Genomic DNA, 18,493 nt, shown 5'->3' with positions numbered 1-18,493 from the left:
AGATCAACTATAAATCACGCCAGCCCAGCCCATCGTGCTGATGGGCAATTTGTACCCAGTCACTGGCGCAGTTTAGTACTGCACTCAACGCCTGCTTCGCCAAAGCAGGCGTATTATTTTTCTCGCTCAGGTGTGCAGCCACCAGATGTTTGAGCTTACCGTTATCCAGTTGCCCAAGTAATTGCGCACTGGATTGATTATCCAGGTGCCCGAGCCAGCCGCCCACGCGTTTTTTCAGTGAGTGCGCATAAGGGCCGGTACGCAGCATGTCCAGGTCATGATTGCATTCAAGCAGCAGACCGTCACAGCCTTGCAGCATCATCACAATGTGCGGTGTAACGCTGCCGACATCCGTCAACACGCCAAATTTACGTGCCCCATCACCAAACACAAATTGCGCTGGTTCGCGCGCATCATGCGGCACCGGATAAGGCGACACTTCAATCTCCTGCAAAGCAAACACCGTATGCGCATCAATGATATTGATCGTGAGCGCTTGTGTCGGCAGGTAGCGCTGGCACATGCTGTAAGTGCCATGCGTCAACCAGACAGGAATCTGATAACGTGCTGCCAATTTGAACGCCCCGCGCGCGTGGTCGTCATGCTCGTGCGTGACCAGGATACCCGAGAGTTGTTCAGGTTGTAGCCCCAGACGCGCCAAGCGCTGCACGGTTTCTTTCACGCTAAAACCACAGTCAAGCAAAAGCCGGGTTTCCCCGGCTTCTACCACAGTGGCATTGCCTGCGCTGCCACTGCCTAAAGATGCAAATCGCACACCTGGCCTCTGTTATTTCAGTTGCTCATACAACAGGGAAATAATACGGTTAGCCGTGGTCGACGTATTGCGCTTGTTATCCACCGTCAACACATACACATCGGTAGTGTCATCTGCATTTTCCAGTACCTGAATACGATACTGCTTGCTCGACTTGTCACCGTCTGAAGTGCCTTTCCAGAACTTGGTTTTATCGCCAGGTTTGACTTCAACCGGTGCAGCCGATTTTTCGTCTTCATCACTGCCCCAGAACTTCAGACGCTCCAGCAAGCCTTTTTTCTGCTTGATAGGATCTTCTGCATCGGTATCGGCATAACGCACATAGAAAATACCTTCGGAACGGTTTTTATCTTCTGTGACAAAACCAATACGATCCAGCGCCAACCCCACACGACGCCAGGCGCGGTCGAATGGCTCATTGAGTTTCAAAGTCACGCTCTGGTCAGGCTCTTTAATCACGTCAGCGCGCTTGTCTGAAGCCACTTGTGTCATGACCTGATCGGCTTTCTGCTCATCCAGGCCCAGTTTCACCATCATGCGGCGCAATAATTCAGCATCGAGGTCAGCATCAAACTCCTGCCCGGCATTGTTTTTATTGTCTGCCGCATTGGCGCGATAACCAGTGTCGATTTTACCCAACTGGGTATTGACGTAATTCTTACCATCATCCGGCGCACCTGCCACCGTCCGATGCGTCATATAAATCTCAGTGGTCCCGTCTTTTTCACCGCGCTCTATGCGGGTGCGAAATTTACGTCTGTCGGCAAAGCCGGAGAGTTTATCCAACCAGGCATCAAACTTCTCGCCATAGCCACGATTATCTTCTTTCGGCTTGATAGCATCCGACCGCAACCACTCGGTTTCAATCACACCGAGTTCCGGATTTTCTACTTTGACCGCAAAGCCCTGATCCAGCCAGAAATCACGCACAATCGGCCAGATTTTTTCAGCCGGAGCATTCACCACCAACCAGCGCTGTTGTCCAGCCTTAACCATGCGCACGTTTTTCATATCGGCCAGCACCGGCTGCGGGCCGTTTTGCTCTTGTGCATCCTGATTTTGGCTATAAGCAGAATAGCTGGTGCTGCCAGGCACGTTATAAGTGCTGCTGGTGCGCACGGCGGTCAGGTCAGGGGGAACTTCCAGTGGTTTGGAACGGCCTGCACCTTTGTAATCAGAGCTGTTATCGATAAACGGGATAGAGTCGCACGCAGCCAGTACTGTCACCAGGCTGACCAGCACGGCCCGTTGTAACCAAACATGATTCATGTATTTCACTTATTTCACCCTAAATTTAGTCTTCGCTCAATCAAGCGGCAATATCAGCCTGCTTCATGGCACTGCGTAATACTTCATGATATTGGCTGGATAAATTCACCAGCGGCAAACGAATGCCGGTGGCAATCAAGCCCATTTGCTGCAATACCCATTTCACCGGAATCGGGTTCGCCTCTACAAACAATTTCTGATGCAGGGCGAACAATTTGGCATTCGCCGCCTTGGCCGCAGCAATGTTGCCATTCAAGGCATGCACGCACATCTCGTGCATCAATTGCGGTGCTACATTGGCAGTCACCGAAATCACGCCTTTGCCGCCCAGTAACATCAACGCCAGCGATGTCGCATCATCACCGCTATACACGGCAAAGTCGGCTGGCACGCGCAACAGCAAATCCGTACCGCGCTCAATGCCACCCGTCGCATCTTTAATGCCGACAATATTAGGCACTTGCGCCAAACGCACCACCGTATCATTGCTTAAATCACAGCCGGTACGGCCTGGCACATTGTATAAAATCTGTGGAATGTTAACCGCTTCGGCGACCGCTTTAAAATGCTGGTACAAGCCCTCTTGTGAAGGCTTGTTATAGTAAGGCGCAACCAGCAGGCAAGCATCCGCACCCAGGCTTTTTGCTTTCGCTGTCAGCTCAATCGCTTCAGCAGTCGAGTTGGCCCCTGTGCCTGCAATCACATGCACACGCCTGGCCACATACTCAACCGTGGTTTTAATCAGCAAGCAATGTTCGTCAACATTGACAGTAGGGGATTCGCCGGTAGTACCGACGATGACAATGCCATCTGTACCGGCGTCGATATGAAAATCGATCAGCTTTTTGAGCGCGTCCAGATCCAAACGACCATCTTCAAACATCGGGGTCACGATTGCGACCAAACTGCCCGTAAACATACCTAGCGCCATTCAATAATAAAGCGAATATTTTAACTGATTATGCGCCTGAACGCCAAAGAACCCGCTTCGCCACCAGACAAGGCCTGCCAAGCCATCGTCAAACATGGTTTCAGTTATAATGTCAGCCTTTGCAACAGGGATTAAATAGCGTTCTTGCCAAGGTAACATGCAGACAACGAGCCGACTCAAGCAGCACACATTGATTGCGCAGATTGATGCTCTGCTGCCGCAAACACAATGCCGCCAGTGTGGTTATGACGGCTGCAAACCGTATGCGGCAGCAATTGCCAATGGCGAGGCCAATATCAACCAGTGTCCGCCAGGCGGTGAGCCAGGTGTTCGGGCATTGGCCGACTTACTGCAGCGCCCTTACCTGCCGTTAAATCCCGCCCATGGCATGACCAAAGCCAAAGCAGTGGCGGTGATTGATGAAGAGACGTGCATAGGCTGCACACTGTGTATCGCCGCCTGCCCGGTCGATGCTATCCTTGGTGCCGCCAAATTCATGCATACCGTGATCAGCCAGGAATGTACCGGCTGTGAATTATGCCTGCCACCCTGCCCGGTCGATTGCATCAGTATACAAACTGTGGCTGGCCGTGCATTGGCGATGAATACAGAGGAGTCCGACCTGGCAAGACGCCGTCACGAGCAGCGACTCAAGCGACAGGCATTTGAAACACACAACAAAGCCCAAACCTATCATCAACGCCCCGCTGCATACGCTGGCACCGCGCAAACGGATACGGCAGACATCAGCGCAGCGGCTCCTTCAGCAGACACCCTCAAACAAGCCGCCCTTGCCGCCGCGATAGCGCGTGTAAAAGCACAAAAAGCAGGTTAACCCTTGCTGTCATCAACGAAATATTTGTTATGAATGCCCAAAAAAGACTGGCGATTTTCGAGAGACTGGCACAAGCCATCCCCAACCCGACCACCGAACTGGAACACGGCTCGACCTTTGAATTATTGATTGCGGTCATATTGTCGGCGCAAGCCACTGACAAAGGCGTGAACATCGCCACGCGCAAACTATTCAAAGTCGCCAACACACCACAAGCCATTCTGGATCTCGGCCTGGAAGGGTTGGAAAGCTATATTAAAACCATAGGCCTTTATCATGCCAAAGCCAATAATGTGCTCAAATGCTGCCAGCAACTGCTCACCTTGCATGGCGGCGAAGTGCCCGATACCCGCGCAGCGCTAGAGGCGCTGGCTGGGGTGGGCCGAAAAACCGCCAATGTCATCCTCAACACGGCATTTGGCCAACCCACCATTGCTGTCGACACACATTTGTTCCGCGTCGGCAACCGTACCAAACTGGCCCCGGGCAAAAACGTGCTTGAGGTGGAGCAGCGCTTTTTGAGCACGACGCCAAAGCAGTTTTTACAAGACGCCCATCACCTGCTGATTTTGCATGGGCGCTATACTTGCACGGCACGCAACCCTAAATGCGGTGAATGCTGCATTGCTGATTTATGTGAATTCCAAGACAAGCAAATACACCCGGTGAAACCACCGGCAGAGAGTTAATCATGGCCTTATTTAATCCCAGCCGCGATGAAGTGCGCCAGTTTTTCTTTGATGCCTGGGCCAAGTTCAAACAGCAAAACACATTGACCGACCTCGAAAAGATGGCGGTGGGTATTATGCATCTGCATCCCGAATACCACGCGATTCTGGACCATCCCGAGCAATACCTGGAACAAGCTTATTATCCGGAAATGGGCGAAACCAACCCGTTCTTGCATATGAGTCTACACCTGTCCATCCAGGAGCAAATCAGCATCAACCAGCCCATCGGCATTACACAAGCCTACGGCAAACTGTGTACAAAGTTCCAAGAAGAACATGAAGCGCAGCATGCCCTGCTCGAATGCCTGGCCGAAACCATCTGGCTGGCACAACACAACCAGACAGGGCTGGATGCTGCGCATTATTTAAGCCTGATCGAGCAACGCGCTAGCATTGCTCCGTCTGCCTGAATTATGCTTCAATAGCCGTCATGAAATCTAATCCGCACGACTGGCTTAACGAACATGGCAATTATTTGTATCGCTTTGCGCTAACGCGGCTACGCGATCCGCATCAGGCAGAAGACGTTGTGCAGGAGACCTTGCTGGCTGCGATCAAAAATCCCAACTATGCAGCGCAATCCAGCCCACGCACCTGGCTCACGGGCATCCTGAAACACAAAATCATTGACTGCATGCGCAAGCAGGTACGCGAAATCCCGGCCTCGGAACTCCTGACCGAAGAAGATGCCAATATGGATGAGTTTTTTGACGAAACCGGCCATTGGGCAGAAAAACCGCAAGCCTGGGATGTGCCGCATGACGCCTTGCAGCAAAAACAGTTTTTGCAGGTATTACAGCAATGTATGGCGCGTTTACCGCAAAAGCTGGCCGCCATTTTCACCATGCGTGATGTGGATGAAATGGAAAACGAAGAAATTTGTAAGGCATTGAATATCACCGCGACCAATGCATGGGTAATGTTATACCGTGCCCGTATGGGACTGCGGAAATGTCTTGAAATGCACTGGTAACACGTAATGTGAAACGGACAAAGAGATGCTGAATTGCAAACAAACCAGCGTGCTGGTATCGCAATCACTTGACCGCCCGCTCACCTGGCGTGAGCGCTGGGCGGTCAGGTTGCACCTGGCTATCTGTATCTATTGCCGACGTTTTACGCAACAGCTTAAATGGATTCGCAACGCCATGCAGGTTTGGCAGCAGCAAGTAACGAATGACAGCGAAATTGCGTTGTCACAGGCAGCACGGGAACGCATTACGCAACAATTGGACAAATTTTACTGATGTCCACTTTTAAACCCTGTTTGAAAAAGGAAGCAACATGACGACACATAAAATGGCTGTGATTACTGGTGCAGTAGCATTATCCATTGCAGCAGCCGCTGCCCATGCAGGCAGCAATCCGTTTGAATTGAAAACACTGGGTCAAGGCTATCAGGTAGCAGATGCAACTGACAGCAAAGCCAAAGAAGGTAAATGTAGCAGCGGAAAATGTGGGGCAAACAAGCAGAAAGCGAAAGAAGGCAGCTGTTCAGCCGAAAAAATGAAGGAGGGCTCTTGCCATCATGACAAAGCCAAAGAAGGCTCTTGTTCAGCAGACAAGATGAAACAAGGCAGTTGCTCAGCTGAAAAAATGAAAGAAGGCGCCTGCCACGCCAGCAAGTAATCGTCGGCAACCATACTCATGGCACAGCTATCGGACATTCGCGGTGCGGGCCTGGGGCTAAAGCGTGAGCTGCTGCCCCAGCTGATGCAGCAATATGGTCAGCCATTGCTTGCACAGTTGCAGTTTCTGGAAATCGCCCCCGAAAACTGGATCCAGGCTGGTGGTAAATATGCTGCCGAACTGGACTGGTTGGCCCAGCGTTACCCGATAGCCTGCCATGGCTTATGTTTATCGTTGGGCGGGCCTGACCCACTCAATGTCAGCTTTCTCAAGCAGGTCAAACAGTTTCTGGCTGATTTTGAGATCCCCCTCTATACCGAACATTTAAGCTATTGCAGCGATATTGCCAATGGCTATATTTACGATTTACTGCCCATCCCGTTCACCGCAGAAGCGGTTAAATATGTGGCGCAACGTATCCGTCAAACCCAAGACATTCTGGAGTGCCGCATTGCAGTAGAGAATGCCTCATTTTATGTGGCAGCCCCCATCTCCGAGATGGATGAAATCAGCTTTATCAATGCTGTACTGTCCGAAGCCGACTGCGATTTACATCTGGATATTAATAATGTCTATGTAAATAGTGTCAATTTTGGCTTTGACGCCTATGCCTTCCTGGAGCAGATTCCGGCCGAGCGTATTGTGTATGGTCATATCGCAGGGCATTTGCAAGTCGAACCAGACTTACTGGTGGATACACATGGCGAAGCGATTATCGACCCGGTGTGGCAGCTTTTAACATATGCCTATAACAAGCTGGCTGTGTTCCCGACCTTGCTGGAGCGTGATAGTCATATTCCCCCGCTGCCTGCCCTGATGCAGGAAGTCGACCGCATCGCAATCCTGCAACAGCAAGCAGAACCCGCCCGTACACAGAACGTGCATAAGGTAGCCTGATGCCTGCATTTCAAGCATACCAAGCGGCATTTACTGCCCACCTGCGGCACCCGGCCCGGCATGCCAAACCGGCAGGGGTCAGCGATAAGCGCATGCGTGTCTACCGTGAAATCGTGTTCAACAACTTTGAGGCCAGCGTCAGCGCCTGTTTTCCGGTGCTACGTGACATTCTGGGACAGCGCCGCTTTAGCAAACTGGTGCGGCAGTGTTTCTTTTCACAGCAATTTAACAGTCCGCTGTTCAAGGATATTCCCGGCAGTTTTATCGCTTTTCTGCACGCAGAAATACCAGCGGACTTGCCCGCCTACACAGCGCAACTGGCGCACTACGAATGGATAGAGCTGCTACTTGGTCAGCAAGTGGATGCCGCGCCGGCTGATTCAACTGTCGAACACTTTACGCAAGGGCATGCACTGTTGCATCGCGTTGTGCAGCTGTGTGGCGTGCACCAATTGTTGCATTACGATTATGCGGTACACCTGCTCTCAAAAAAACAGAATACGGTTGAGACAATACCTACGTTTTTACTGGTGTATCGTACGCCCGAGTTTAAAGTCTGTTTTATCCAGCTCAATGCGATCACCTACCAACTATTGCAACAGTTGCAAACACAAACGGCCACCTCACATCACCATCTGCTGCAATTAGCGCAAACAATCCCGCATTTTTCCTCCGAGGCTGTCATCGAATTCGGCTTAGAAACGTTACTCTCTCTTCATCAGCAACAAGCTATCACAACCGATAGCCTGCGATCGAAATAGTCACAAAAATAAGACAGACCGGTCTGCCAAACCGGGCTAGCGTTTGTGGCTAAAAACGACTTTTTTGTCTAAAACCACCGATAGAAACGGGAATTTTTATCGCGATAAACATAGCGAAGCCATGTTATCTGGTGGAAACTGGTAAAATGAACATAAATATTTACATTAAATTAATCATGCAAAACTCACTCGCAAAAGAAGCTTTAAAACAATTTCGAATTATTTTCGGTACCGTCAGACAACATTTTAGAGAAATTGAAGCTTCGTGCGGCATCTCAGGTTCACAGCTTTGGCTCTTGCATGAAATCGCTACTCATCCAGAATTAGGGGTCTCCCGCCTGGCAGAAAACCTTGCCATTCATCAATCCACCTGTAGCTTACTGGTAGAAAAACTGGTCAAAAGACAATTGGTCGAAAAACAGCGTCTGAGCCAGGATCAACGCAAAGTCGGGCTGATTGTGACCGAAGCGGGCCACGCTGTGCTGTCCAAAGCGCCTAAACCGGTCGATGGTATTTTGCCGCAAGTACTGGCCACCCTGGACACCGATTCTTTACAAAGCCTGAACGCCTCACTCAAAATGGTGATCGGTAAACTGGACGCACAATCGAATACCTTGGGTGATCAGCCACTCGCAGATCTATAGCACTACTCCGAATATCTGAATATAAAAAAGCCGGCGATTGCCGGCTTTTTACTTTGTTACTTGAGGCGAGTCACTATTCACCAAATACCGCAGCTTCACGCGCATTAGCCAGTTTGATCACTTCCGCTTTACCCGCGCGATCAAGATCCCACCACTGGCGGATTTCGTCTATGGTTCTAAAACAGCCCTGGCAAAAACCGTTACTGTCATCAATACTGCATACCCCGACACACGGGGATGGAATTTCCTGATCTGACATATTGAATCCCTTTCGCTGCCTAGTTCAATGCAATGTTAGTTCAATACAATGGTTAGCTTAATGCGCCATGGCAGTTTTTAAAACGCTTGCCTGATCCGCACGGACAAGGATCATTACGGCCAACACGCACGCCTTCTGGCAAGCCCTGTGCTGGCTGTGCTGCATCCCCGCTATTGGTTAATGCAGAGTCATAATCTGTGTGCTGATATTGCAAGTTGCCCACATCCGCCGCACGCATGGCCTCTTCGGCACGGCGCTCTTCCTCTTCCAGCTCTTCGCGAGAACGCACCTGCACCTGCATGGTAATCTTGGTGACTTCGCTCTTGACGGTATTCAGTAACGACTCAAACAACTCAAACGCTTCACGCTTGTACTCTTGCTTGGGGTTCTTCTGCGCATAGGAGCGCAAATGGATACCCTGACGCAGATGATCCAACGCTGCCAGATGTTCACGCCAATGGTTATCCAGGCTTTGCAACATGACTGCACGTTCAAAATTGCGCATATTGTCATTGCCAGCCAGGGCTTCTTTTGAGCCATAGCTTTCGTTAGCCGCATCCAGAATGCGCTCACGCAAGGTTTCTTCATGCAAGTCAGGGTTGTTTTCCAACCACTCAGCGACCGGCAAGCCGATGCTCAACTCATCCTGTAATGCTTGTTCTAGCGCAGGCACTTCCCACTGCTCTTCCACGCTGCCTGGTGGCACATGGGTATTAAACAGACTGTTAATCACATCCTCACGCATGGCACGTATGGTTTGACCCACATCGACCGACTCCAGCAATTCATTACGCTGCTCGTAAATCACCTTGCGCTGGTCGTTAGACACATCATCGTATTCCAGCAACTGCTTACGGATATCAAAGTTACGGCCTTCGACCTTGCGCTGGGCATTTTCAATCGCACGCGTCACCATGGCATGCTCAATCGCTTCACCTTCCGGCATATTGAGGCGGGTCATGATCGCCGCCACACGTTCACCAGAGAAAATGCGCAGCAATTGGTCTTCTAAAGACAGGTAGAAACGGCTGGAGCCTGGGTCACCCTGACGGCCAGAACGACCGCGCAACTGGTTGTCGACACGGCGAGACTCGTGGCGCTCAGTACCAATAATATGCAAGCCGCCCGCAGCCAGCACGGCATCGTGGCGCTGTTGCCACTCAGCTTTCAGCTGGGCGATTTTGCTTTCTTTGTCAGCATCGCTCAAATTGGCATCATTGCGAATCGCATGAATCTCACCTTCTGAGTTACCGCCCAAGACAATGTCGGTACCACGACCGGCCATATTGGTCGCAATCGTGATCATGCCTGGACGACCTGCTTCGGCAACGATGGTTGCTTCGCGCTCATGTTGCTTGGCGTTTAACACCTGGTGTTCCAGCTTGGCTTGCGTGAGCAATTGCGAAATAAGTTCAGAGTTTTCAATCGAAGTCGTACCGACCAACACTGGCTGGCCTTTGGCCTGGCATTGTTTGATATCTTCAATCACCGCTTTGTATTTTTCCATGCCGGTGCGATAGACTTTGTCCATCGCATCCAAACGCTGCACCGGTCTGTGCGTAGGAATCACCACGGTTTCCAGTGCGTAGATCTGGTTAAACTCATACGCTTCAGTATCTGCCGTACCGGTCATACCACTCAATTTCTGGTACATGCGGAAGTAGTTCTGGAACGTGATGGACGCCAGTGTCTGGTTTTCTTTCTGGATCGCCACGCCTTCTTTGGCTTCCACTGCCTGATGCAAACCATCGGACCAGCGACGGCCCGGCATCATACGGCCAGAAAACTCATCCACAATCACAATTTCATTATTGCGCACCACGTAGTGCTGGTCACGGTGGTAAAGATTTTGCGCACGCAGGGACGCATACAAATGATGCACCAGGGTAATATTGGCCGGCTCATACAAGCTGGAACCTGCCGTTAGCAAACCTGTTTGCTCCAGCAATTGTTCCGCGTGCTCATGGCCCGCTTCACTCATGGTCACGCTTTGCGCTTTTTCATCGACCCAGAAATCGCCTTCGCCGTCTTCCACTTGCTGGCGAACCAGTTGCTTGGCGACTTCGTTGATGGCGCCGTATAAATCAACGCTGTGCTCAGCCTGGCCAGAAATAATCAGTGGCGTACGTGCTTCATCAATCAGGATGGAGTCGACTTCATCCACCAGCGCATAGTGCAAAGGACGCTGTACGCGCTCTTCTTTACTGAACACCATGTTGTCACGCAGGTAGTCAAAGCCGAATTCGTTATTGGTGCCGTAGGTGATGTCAGAAGCATAAGCTTGCTGCTTGGCATCGTGTGGCATTTGTGACAGGTTGATGCCGACGCTTAAGCCCAAAAAGTTGTAAAGCTGCCCCATCCACTCCGCGTCACGTTTGGCCAGGTAATCGTTGACCGTCACCACATGCACGCCTTTGCCGGTCAAGGCATTCAGATACGTTGGCAGTGTCGCTACCAGGGTTTTACCCTCACCGGTGCGCATTTCGGCAATCTTGCCCGCATTCAGCACCATACCGCCGATCAGCTGTACGTCAAAGTGGCGCATGCCCAACGCACGCTTGCTGCCTTCGCGCACCACGGCAAATGCCTCTGGCAACAATTTTTCCAGAGACTCGCCATTGCTATACCGCTGTTTAAACTCTTCGGTTTTTGCACGTAGCTGCTCGTCGCTCAAGGCTTGAGTCTCTGGCTCTAACGCATTGATTTGTTTGACGGTTTGCTGATACTGCTTGACCAGTCGATCGTTACGACTGCCAAAAACTTTTTTAAACAACGAGGCTAACATGAGTCACACCGATTTCCGCATGTGCGGCGTTAAATTGAAATAGACCGAGATTGTATAAGATATAGAGGGGAATTGTCTCAATTATTGCACGTCAGCAAACATTCCCTTACGCATTGACTACTCCAGCGGCTTGCCTCAGGAATGGCTTCTGAGATATTCACGCGGATCCAGCGGGTTGCCGTTAAGACGAATTTCATAATGCAAATGCGGGCCGGTTGAACGCCCCGTACTGCCAATCAAGGCAATTTTCTGCCCCTTCATCACGCGCTCACCGGATTTCACCAGCAATCTGGAATTGTGCGCATAGCGGGTTTCCAGGCCTGATCCATGATCAATTTTAAGCAGGTTACCGTAATCGGGTGTTTGCACAGCCGTGGTCACAATGCCATCCGCCGCCGCATACACTGGCATGCCAACAGAAGCTGGGAAATCCAGCCCTTCATGAAAGGCACGATGACCATTTAAAGGGTCAATCCGCCAGCCATAGCTGGATGAACTGTAAGCCGCAGCAACCGGGCTACTGTTAGGCAACATTTCGCGCAGCACACTCTTCTGCAGCAATTTCGCTTCAATCTTGCCTTGATACTCATCCCTGAAATCCAGGTCCGCCGACATTTGCTCAATCGTGGCCTTCAAATCCTCTTCGCTTAACGGCGAGTCCTTGACCAGCGGTCCGCCCTGGCCCAATGATTCACTGACCGGTGGTTCAGTCGCGGGCACTTCATTCACCGGCGTTCTTTCATTGATTGGCTCTGCGGTCGATTTAACCCCCGCCAATTTTGACAAACGCTGGTTCTGCGCATCCAGGCGCAAAATGCGCGCCTGCAACTCGCCAATTTGCTTGGCATAGGCATCAAGGTGATTCTGGGTAGACAACATGGCGCCACGCAAATGCGGTGGCAACATGGCTTTCACGCCCTGCGACTTGATCACTTGCTGCGGCGTAATAAACAATAAGATTAATACGACAGGCACCAGGATCAGCGCCAGGAGCAAGCCAAGACTTTCAAACACACCCAGTGTTTTTGGCTTGGCCATTTTTTCTGAAACAATAATGATATTAATCATGCTAAGAACTCTCGCTATTCACCGGCTAGCAATGATGACCCAACGGGTGACTCAACGCTTTCTGGCCTGGTGGTGTACAATATTCACGCATTCTGTGGACAATCCGCCATGTTCAAAATCAATCAGATTTTCAAGCATCATCACGATCTCAAGCCGCTGTTACAAGAAGCGGATGATAGGCAGCAATTACAGCAATGCTGGTCAGCAGTTGCCCCGGAATTCTCCAGGTTTTCGCATGTACTGGCGCTACATGATGGTGCACTGACGATTGCCGTACAATCAGGCGCAGCGGCCAGCAGAATCAAGTTAATGGAAACCCAACTCCTGCAAAAAATCCGGGATTTCTGTCAAAATTCCAGGAAAATCAAAGGCTTAAACCTTAACGCAATTAAGGTCAAAGTGCAAGTAAAATCTCGCCCGCAAAGCAAGCATAAACGCATCAAAGCCCCTTCAAATCGCGCTTTAAACACACTCGAAGCTTATGCTAACGAGGCCAATAATCCGGCGCTGGAAGCTGCTTTACGCCACTTTATTGACCAGCAACGCGACGACTGAGTGATGCTTTTTCCGCCCTCAAAATAGCCCTGAAAACGCGCTTGTAGACGCACTTTAATAGTGCAATAATGGCTCAACCTGTTACATTTTATTTACAAATTAAGTAGCAGGGTTTTAAGCAGTCATTACGTTTAACGCAGTTTCATCAGGAACAGGAGAAGTCATGTCAGTCGCATTAATGTTAGCGCTCGGTGCTGCAGTGTTGGCGGTGCTCTATGGCGTAGTAATGAGTCAATGGATTTCAGGGTTACCCGCAGGCAATGCCCGCATGCAGGAAATTGCCGGGGCTATTCAACAGGGCGCAGCCGCCTATTTGTCCCGACAATATAAAGCCATCGCACTGGTCGGCATCATACTGGCTATCTTGATCGGCTTATTTTTAAGCCTGCAAACCGCTATCGGTTTTTTAGTCGGTGCGATCTTATCAGGCGCTTGCGGCTTTATTGGCATGAATGTGTCGGTCAAAGCCAATGTGCGCACAGCCCAGGCAGCCACCCAAGGTATAGGTGCAGCCCTGGATGTGGCCTTTAAAGGCGGTGCGATTACTGGCATGCTGGTGGTCGGCTTGGGCCTGCTGGGCGTCGCTGGCTTTTACAGTTACCTGGGGGCAGAACAGGCGACCGACCTCAACCCACTCATCGGCCTGGCTTTTGGCTCTTCGTTAATCTCCATCTTTGCACGACTGGGTGGCGGCATTTTCACCAAAGGCGCAGATGTCGGCGCTGACCTGGTGGGCAAGGTCGAGGCCGGCATCCCGGAAGATGACCCGCGCAATCCGGCCGTGATTGCCGATAACGTCGGTGACAATGTCGGCGACTGTGCCGGTATGGCCGCCGACCTGTTTGAAACCTATGCCGTGACGCTGATCGCCACCATGGTGCTCGGCGGGCTGATGGCCGCAGAAGCAGGGGCTAATGGTGTCATTTACCCCTTGCTGCTAGGTGCGGTCTCCATCGTTGCATCCATTATTGGCTGCTTCTTCGTCAAAGCCTCACCCGGCATGAAAAACGTGATGCCTGCGCTGTACAAAGGCCTGGCCGTCGCTGGCTTGCTGTCACTTATCGCGTTTTACTTTGTCACGCAATATGTGTTTCCGCAAGGCTACACCCATGGCGAAGTGACCGTCTCCAGCCAGGCATTATTTGGCGCGTGCGCGGTAGGTTTAGTCTTAACTGCTGCCCTGGTATGGATCACCGAATACTATACCGGCACTGATTACGCGCCAGTGAAACACGTGGCACAAGCCTCAACCACCGGCCACGCCACCAACATTATTGCAGGCATAGGCGTATCCATGAAGTCGACTGCCCTGCCGGTCATCTCGGTCTGTATCGCTATCTACGTCGCATTCCACCTGGCCGGTCTTTATGGTGTAGCGATTGCTGCCATGGCTATGTTGAGCATGGCAGGCATTGTGGTCGCGCTGGATGCATACGGCCCGATTACCGATAACGCTGGCGGCATCGCCGAGATGGCCGAGTTACCCAGTAGCGTGCGTGATGTCACCGACCCACTGGATGCTGTGGGCAATACCACCAAAGCGGTGACCAAAGGCTATGCCATTGGCTCAGCTGGGCTGGCCTCATTGGTGCTGTTTGCCGATTACACACACAAACTGGAAAGCGCAGGCATTACCGCCAGCTTTGATTTAAGCGACCCGAAAGTCATTATTGGCCTGTTTCTTGGCGGCCTGATTCCCTTCCTGTTTGCCGCCATGGCGATGGAAGCCGTTGGTCGTGCCGCAGGTAGCGTGGTTGAAGAAGTGCGCCGCCAGTTCCGCGAAATCAAAGGCATTATGGAGGGCACAGCCAAACCGGAATATGGCAAAGCAGTCGATATGCTGACCAGCGCGGCGATCAAAGAAATGATGCTGCCTTCATTGCTCCCCGTCGCCGCACCCATCCTGGTGGGATTGTTTCTGGGCCCGGTCGCGCTAGGTGGCTTGCTTATGGGTACGATTGTCACCGGCCTGTTTGTCGCGATTTCGATGTGTACTGGCGGTGGCGCCTGGGACAACGCCAAGAAGTATATTGAGGACGGCCATCACGGCGGCAAAGGCTCTGATGCCCATAAGGCTGCCGTCACAGGTGACACCGTCGGCGACCCTTACAAGGATACGGCTGGCCCGGCAGTCAACCCATTAATCAAGATTATCAATATCGTGGCACTGTTGATTGTCCCACTGCTTCATTAACAGAAGCTATGCTTCAGCAAATAAAAAAGTCGGCCTAGGCCGACTTTTTTGACGCAGCGCTCACATTAAAACGCTGGCTTCACTTCTGCTTCGTTGTAACGTACCACGCCATCATTAATTTCCTGATGTGCATCTTCAATGCCGACCCAACCCTCGATCTTCACCCATTTACCTTTGTCCAGGTCTTTATAGTGCTCAAAGAAGTGGGCAATCATGTCCAAACGCCAAGGCGAAACATCGCTCAATGTTTTCTGGTAGGCATACAGGCCACATACTTTTTCAATCGGCACGGCCAGCACTTTGGCATCACCACCGGCTTCGTCGGTCATTTTCAACATGCCTAAAGCACGGCAGCGTACAACGACGCCTGGCAATAATGGCACTGGCGTAATCACCAGCACATCTACCGGGTCTCCATCATCGCCCAGGGTGTGTGGAATATAGCCGTAGTTACATGGATATTGCATGGATGTACCCATGAAACGATCCACAAACAGCGCACCACTTTCTTTATCTACTTCGTATTTAACCGGGTCGCCGTTAGCCGGAATTTCGATAATGACGTTAAAGTCGTGGGGCAAATCCTTGCCGCTTGGCACCAAATTCAAAGACATCTTCTCAAACCCATTTCAACAAAAAAGCGCCATTATAGGCGAATAATATGAACATTTGCTGTCAAACAACACTATTTTTGATCCGGCACAAGCGGCACAGAATCGCGACACGCCTGCCGCACCGCGACTGGCGTCAACTTGAGTGCCAAGTAAAGCAATAATGGAATAATCACTAACTCATCCAACTGGCCGATCACCGGAATAAAGTCCGGAATCAGGTCAAACGGTAACACCAGATAAGCCAACGCCAGCCATAACAAGCCTTTGGCCAACTTGGGCGTCTGCGGATGCGCATGCAGTGCGCGGTAAAACGCAACCTCCTGCTTGAACCGGCTGGCGAGTGTCGCTAATTGTGCGCGAAAGCCCATAGTTGCAGTGAATAATGGTGGCAGTAATTAATAGTTGCCGTGATTAATCGACCAGCAAGGTACGCCCGGTCAATTTGGCAAACGCTTCCATATATTTATCAGAAGTACGTTGCGCTACATCGGCCGGTAACTCAGGGCCCGGTGCGACTTTGTCCCAGCCGCAGCCCTCCAGCCAGTCACGCACATACTGCTTGTCATAACTGGGCGGGTTACTGCCAATCTGGTATTGGTCCGCTGGCCAGAAGCGGGACGAATCTGGCGTTAAGGCTTCATCCATCACATGCAACACACCATGCGCGTCGACGCCGAATTCAAATTTGGTATCAGCAATGATAATACCCTTGGTGCGCGCATATTCCGCCGCACGTGTGTACAAAGCAATGGCGGCTTTTTCCACCTGCGCCGTCAGGTCTTTGCCTATCAGCGCTTCCACCTGCGCGACACTGATGTTTTCATCGTGCTCGCCAACAGCGGCTTTGCTTGAAGGCGTGAATAACGGTTTAGGTAATTGTTGCGCCAATTGCAGACCGTCTGGTAAAGGAATGTCGCAGACAGTGCCTTTGGCTTTGTACTCTTTCCAGCCACTACCGACCAGGTAGCCACGCACAATCGCCTCCAGCGGCAAGGCTTTGAGTTTCTTCACCACCACGGCACGACCTTTGACCTGCTCGACTTCATCCGGCGCGACCACAGACTCAGGCGCAATGCCCGTCAAATGGTTAGGCACCACATCCTGCAATTGCTCAAACCAGAAATTAGCCATTTGCGTCAGCATGGCCCCTTTGTGCGCAATGCCGGTGGGCAAAATCACATCAAAAGCACTTAAACGATCAGTGCTCACCAGCAGCATGGTGTGGGCGTCGATATCGTAAATATCACGCACCTTGCCCTGGTGCAGTTTTTTCAGGCTTTTGATGGAGGTTTCGAGCAAAGGCGCACGCATAATGTCTATCACACAAGTAAAAATAGCATTATAAATGCGCGACGCCGTTGCAGGCGAGTAAATTGTCTATCAGCGCCAAACTGCCAAATTCCACACGCAGGATCAAGCGGCCTCGGCCACCTCTTCTTCAGCCGCTGGCAAATCTGTCATCGACAATTTGGCATAGCTCACGTAGCGGGTTAACCGTAACAAGTTGCAGGTATAGCCATATTCATTGTCATACCAGCCGATCAATTTGACGAAGGTCGGATCCAGCATGATGCCAGCCCCCGCATCGAACACACTGGCGGCCGGGAAACCGCGGAAATCGCTGGAAACCACGGGCTCTTCGGTATAGCCAAGCACGCCTTTCAAATCACGCTCAGAGGCATATTTCATTACGGCGCAAATGTCTTCGTAAGTAGTTTTTTGTTGCAACTCCACGGTTAAATCGACCACAGACACATCGGCCGATGGAATCCGCATGGACATGCCAGTGAGTTTTTTATTGAGTGCCGGAATCACTTTACCCACGGCTTTGGCAGCCCCGGTACTTGAAGGAATAATGTTTTCAAATACGCCGCGTCCGCCGCGCCAGTCTTTGTTGGAGGTACCATCCACCGTTTTCTGGGTAGCCGTCGCCGCATGAATGGTCGTCATCAAACCACGCTTAACGCCAAAATGGTCATGCAGCACTTTGACGATAGGCGCTAGGCCATTGGTGGTGCAAGACGCCGCCGAGACGATATCTTCACCATGATAATGATAGTGATTGACACCGTAGACATACATGGGCGTATCGTCTTTGCCGGGTGCAGATTGCACCACAATGCGCGCGCCACCCGCAATATGCGCCGCGCAGGTTTCCTGAGTCAGGAAAACGCCAGTGCATTCGATCACCACATCGACCGCTTCTGCTCCCCAGTCGATATCTGCCGGTTTGGCATGCGCGGTGAGGCGTATTTTCTTGCCATTAATGACCAGAAAGTCGCCCTCTAAATGTGCATCCTGTGCCAGCCTGCCGTGCACGGAGTCATATTTGAGCATATATAACATATGGTCGGGCTCTTCGATACCGTTAATGGCCACGACCTCCATATCCTTGAACTCTGCCTGATTTAATGCGGCGCGCAATACCATACGACCAATGCGGCCAAAGCCGTTAATCCCCACCCTAATGCCCATTTTTGACTCCTTCGTCTCTGGATAGAAAAAAAACAAGCAATTTTGATGCTAATTTTCACCAATTAGCATTA

At 51.3% G+C, this 18,493-nt stretch carries 21 protein-coding genes; 11 read left to right on the top strand and 10 right to left on the bottom strand.

Annotation, left to right across the window (positions count from 1 at the left end; all coding sequences use genetic code 11):
- Positions 1 to 7 precede the first annotated feature (7 nt).
- From B3355_RS01115 to dapA, 3 genes are read right to left on the bottom strand one after another with little or no spacing between them, the layout of a single operon-like run.
- Entirely contained in the window at positions 8 to 775 is a 768-nt protein-coding gene (locus B3355_RS01115) for an MBL fold metallo-hydrolase (protein WP_292779429.1), read from the bottom strand.
- 12 nt (positions 776 to 787) lie between these two features.
- Positions 788 to 2,044: an outer membrane protein assembly factor BamC gene (gene bamC / locus B3355_RS01110; RefSeq protein WP_047514821.1), complete on the bottom strand. Its 1,257-nt coding sequence runs from the start codon at positions 2,042 to 2,044 to the stop codon at positions 788 to 790.
- A gap of 40 nt (positions 2,045 to 2,084) precedes the next feature.
- On the bottom strand, positions 2,085 to 2,963 hold the full coding sequence (gene dapA, locus B3355_RS01105; RefSeq protein ID WP_047518479.1) for a 4-hydroxy-tetrahydrodipicolinate synthase: 879 nt from the start codon (positions 2,961 to 2,963) through the stop codon (positions 2,085 to 2,087).
- Positions 2,964 to 3,132: 169 nt separating this feature from the next.
- Between dapA and B3355_RS01100 the strand changes: the two genes are divergently transcribed.
- The 9 genes from B3355_RS01100 to B3355_RS01060 all read left to right on the top strand — a co-directional run bounded on the left by B3355_RS01100 (position 3,133) and on the right by B3355_RS01060 (position 8,472).
- Positions 3,133 to 3,810, top strand: a complete 678-nt coding sequence (locus B3355_RS01100; RefSeq protein ID WP_292779419.1) for an RnfABCDGE type electron transport complex subunit B — start codon at positions 3,133 to 3,135, stop codon at positions 3,808 to 3,810.
- 29 nt (positions 3,811 to 3,839) lie between these two features.
- A complete protein-coding gene (gene nth, locus B3355_RS01095; protein ID WP_292779416.1) occupies positions 3,840 to 4,499 on the top strand; it encodes an endonuclease III in 660 nt (219 codons plus the stop codon).
- 2 nt (positions 4,500 to 4,501) lie between these two features.
- Positions 4,502 to 4,951, top strand: coding sequence for a DUF1841 family protein (locus B3355_RS01090; protein WP_292779413.1), 450 nt, complete (start codon positions 4,502 to 4,504; stop codon positions 4,949 to 4,951).
- 20 nt (positions 4,952 to 4,971) lie between these two features.
- On the top strand, positions 4,972 to 5,514 hold the full coding sequence (locus B3355_RS01085) for a sigma-70 family RNA polymerase sigma factor (protein ID WP_019881374.1): 543 nt from the start codon (positions 4,972 to 4,974) through the stop codon (positions 5,512 to 5,514).
- Between the two features lie 25 nt (positions 5,515 to 5,539).
- Positions 5,540 to 5,788: a zf-HC2 domain-containing protein gene (locus B3355_RS01080; protein ID WP_024929453.1), complete on the top strand. Its 249-nt coding sequence runs from the start codon at positions 5,540 to 5,542 to the stop codon at positions 5,786 to 5,788.
- A gap of 37 nt (positions 5,789 to 5,825) precedes the next feature.
- Positions 5,826 to 6,170, top strand: coding sequence for a hypothetical protein (locus B3355_RS01075; protein WP_019881372.1), 345 nt, complete (start codon positions 5,826 to 5,828; stop codon positions 6,168 to 6,170).
- Positions 6,171 to 6,188: 18 nt separating this feature from the next.
- Complete coding sequence (locus B3355_RS01070) at positions 6,189 to 7,067, top strand: DUF692 domain-containing protein (RefSeq protein WP_292779408.1); 879 nt, start codon at positions 6,189 to 6,191, stop codon at positions 7,065 to 7,067.
- Positions 7,067 to 7,828: a DNA-binding domain-containing protein gene (locus tag B3355_RS01065; RefSeq protein ID WP_292779405.1), complete on the top strand. Its 762-nt coding sequence runs from the start codon at positions 7,067 to 7,069 to the stop codon at positions 7,826 to 7,828. Before B3355_RS01070 ends, B3355_RS01065 begins: the two co-directional genes overlap by 1 nt.
- Positions 7,829 to 8,004: 176 nt before the next feature.
- Entirely contained in the window at positions 8,005 to 8,472 is a 468-nt protein-coding gene (locus B3355_RS01060; protein ID WP_029512308.1) for a MarR family winged helix-turn-helix transcriptional regulator, read from the top strand.
- 73 nt (positions 8,473 to 8,545) lie between these two features.
- On the opposite strand, the gene B3355_RS01055 is transcribed toward B3355_RS01060, so the two are convergent.
- From B3355_RS01055 to B3355_RS01045, 3 genes are all read right to left on the bottom strand, one after another.
- Positions 8,546 to 8,731, bottom strand: a complete 186-nt coding sequence (locus tag B3355_RS01055) for a DUF1289 domain-containing protein (RefSeq protein WP_019881368.1) — start codon at positions 8,729 to 8,731, stop codon at positions 8,546 to 8,548.
- 52 nt (positions 8,732 to 8,783) lie between these two features.
- Positions 8,784 to 11,516: a preprotein translocase subunit SecA gene (secA, locus tag B3355_RS01050; RefSeq protein WP_292779398.1), complete on the bottom strand. Its 2,733-nt coding sequence runs from the start codon at positions 11,514 to 11,516 to the stop codon at positions 8,784 to 8,786.
- 135 nt (positions 11,517 to 11,651) lie between these two features.
- Positions 11,652 to 12,584, bottom strand: coding sequence for a M23 family metallopeptidase (locus tag B3355_RS01045; RefSeq protein WP_019881365.1), 933 nt, complete (start codon positions 12,582 to 12,584; stop codon positions 11,652 to 11,654).
- A 108-nt stretch (positions 12,585 to 12,692) separates the two neighbouring features.
- Here B3355_RS01045 and B3355_RS01040 point away from each other — a divergent pair, with 108 nt between their 5' ends.
- Together B3355_RS01040 and B3355_RS01035 are read left to right on the top strand one after the other, a co-directional pair.
- Positions 12,693 to 13,139 (top strand): DUF721 domain-containing protein, encoded by a 447-nt coding sequence (locus B3355_RS01040; RefSeq protein WP_024929446.1) that lies wholly within the window; start codon positions 12,693 to 12,695, stop codon positions 13,137 to 13,139.
- Positions 13,140 to 13,302: 163 nt separating this feature from the next.
- On the top strand, positions 13,303 to 15,333 hold the full coding sequence (locus B3355_RS01035; protein WP_024929445.1) for a sodium-translocating pyrophosphatase: 2,031 nt from the start codon (positions 13,303 to 13,305) through the stop codon (positions 15,331 to 15,333).
- A 65-nt stretch (positions 15,334 to 15,398) separates the two neighbouring features.
- On the opposite strand, the gene ppa is transcribed toward B3355_RS01035, so the two are convergent.
- From ppa to gap, 4 genes are all read right to left on the bottom strand, one after another.
- Positions 15,399 to 15,947, bottom strand: a complete 549-nt coding sequence (ppa, locus tag B3355_RS01030; protein ID WP_019881361.1) for an inorganic diphosphatase — start codon at positions 15,945 to 15,947, stop codon at positions 15,399 to 15,401.
- Positions 15,948 to 16,018: 71 nt separating this feature from the next.
- Complete coding sequence (locus B3355_RS01025; protein ID WP_019881360.1) at positions 16,019 to 16,315, bottom strand: YkvA family protein; 297 nt, start codon at positions 16,313 to 16,315, stop codon at positions 16,019 to 16,021.
- Between the two features lie 43 nt (positions 16,316 to 16,358).
- Positions 16,359 to 17,258 (bottom strand): phosphoribosylaminoimidazolesuccinocarboxamide synthase, encoded by a 900-nt coding sequence (locus B3355_RS01020; RefSeq protein ID WP_292779383.1) that lies wholly within the window; start codon positions 17,256 to 17,258, stop codon positions 16,359 to 16,361.
- 102 nt (positions 17,259 to 17,360) lie between these two features.
- The gene (gene gap / locus B3355_RS01015) at positions 17,361 to 18,422 is read right to left on the bottom strand and encodes a type I glyceraldehyde-3-phosphate dehydrogenase (protein ID WP_292779380.1); all 1,062 of its coding nucleotides are present in this window, start codon (positions 18,420 to 18,422) and stop codon (positions 17,361 to 17,363) included.
- Between the last annotated feature and the right edge of the window lie 71 nt (positions 18,423 to 18,493).

Source organism: Methylophilus sp. UBA6697 (assembly GCF_002454655.1).
Lineage (GTDB): Bacteria > Pseudomonadota > Gammaproteobacteria > Burkholderiales > Methylophilaceae > Methylophilus.
Note: the sequence above shows the minus strand (reverse complement) of the source record. Positions and strands in the feature narration are given on the sequence as shown.

Excerpts from the sequence above, each read along its gene's own strand:
- bamC (WP_047514821.1), bottom strand. The coding sequence starts at position 2,044 with ATGAATCATGTTTGGTTACAACGGGCCGTGCTGGTCAGCCTGGTGACA.
- dapA (WP_047518479.1), bottom strand. The coding sequence starts at position 2,963 with ATGTTTACGGGCAGTTTGGTCGCAATCGTGACCCCGATGTTTGAAGAT.
- B3355_RS01100 (WP_292779419.1), top strand. The coding sequence starts at position 3,133 with ATGCAGACAACGAGCCGACTCAAGCAGCACACATTGATTGCGCAGATT.
- nth (WP_292779416.1), top strand. The coding sequence starts at position 3,840 with ATGAATGCCCAAAAAAGACTGGCGATTTTCGAGAGACTGGCACAAGCC.
- B3355_RS01090 (WP_292779413.1), top strand. The coding sequence starts at position 4,502 with ATGGCCTTATTTAATCCCAGCCGCGATGAAGTGCGCCAGTTTTTCTTT.
- B3355_RS01085 (WP_019881374.1), top strand. The coding sequence starts at position 4,972 with ATGAAATCTAATCCGCACGACTGGCTTAACGAACATGGCAATTATTTG.
- B3355_RS01080 (WP_024929453.1), top strand. The coding sequence starts at position 5,540 with ATGCTGAATTGCAAACAAACCAGCGTGCTGGTATCGCAATCACTTGAC.
- B3355_RS01075 (WP_019881372.1), top strand. The coding sequence starts at position 5,826 with ATGACGACACATAAAATGGCTGTGATTACTGGTGCAGTAGCATTATCC.
- B3355_RS01070 (WP_292779408.1), top strand. The coding sequence starts at position 6,189 with ATGGCACAGCTATCGGACATTCGCGGTGCGGGCCTGGGGCTAAAGCGT.
- B3355_RS01065 (WP_292779405.1), top strand. The coding sequence starts at position 7,067 with ATGCCTGCATTTCAAGCATACCAAGCGGCATTTACTGCCCACCTGCGG.
- B3355_RS01060 (WP_029512308.1), top strand. The coding sequence starts at position 8,005 with ATGCAAAACTCACTCGCAAAAGAAGCTTTAAAACAATTTCGAATTATT.
- B3355_RS01055 (WP_019881368.1), bottom strand. The coding sequence starts at position 8,731 with ATGTCAGATCAGGAAATTCCATCCCCGTGTGTCGGGGTATGCAGTATT.
- secA (WP_292779398.1), bottom strand. The coding sequence starts at position 11,516 with ATGTTAGCCTCGTTGTTTAAAAAAGTTTTTGGCAGTCGTAACGATCGA.
- B3355_RS01045 (WP_019881365.1), bottom strand. The coding sequence starts at position 12,584 with ATGATTAATATCATTATTGTTTCAGAAAAAATGGCCAAGCCAAAAACA.
- B3355_RS01040 (WP_024929446.1), top strand. The coding sequence starts at position 12,693 with ATGTTCAAAATCAATCAGATTTTCAAGCATCATCACGATCTCAAGCCG.
- B3355_RS01035 (WP_024929445.1), top strand. The coding sequence starts at position 13,303 with ATGTCAGTCGCATTAATGTTAGCGCTCGGTGCTGCAGTGTTGGCGGTG.
- ppa (WP_019881361.1), bottom strand. The coding sequence starts at position 15,947 with ATGTCTTTGAATTTGGTGCCAAGCGGCAAGGATTTGCCCCACGACTTT.
- B3355_RS01025 (WP_019881360.1), bottom strand. The coding sequence starts at position 16,315 with ATGGGCTTTCGCGCACAATTAGCGACACTCGCCAGCCGGTTCAAGCAG.
- B3355_RS01020 (WP_292779383.1), bottom strand. The coding sequence starts at position 17,258 with ATGCGTGCGCCTTTGCTCGAAACCTCCATCAAAAGCCTGAAAAAACTG.
- gap (WP_292779380.1), bottom strand. The coding sequence starts at position 18,422 with ATGGGCATTAGGGTGGGGATTAACGGCTTTGGCCGCATTGGTCGTATG.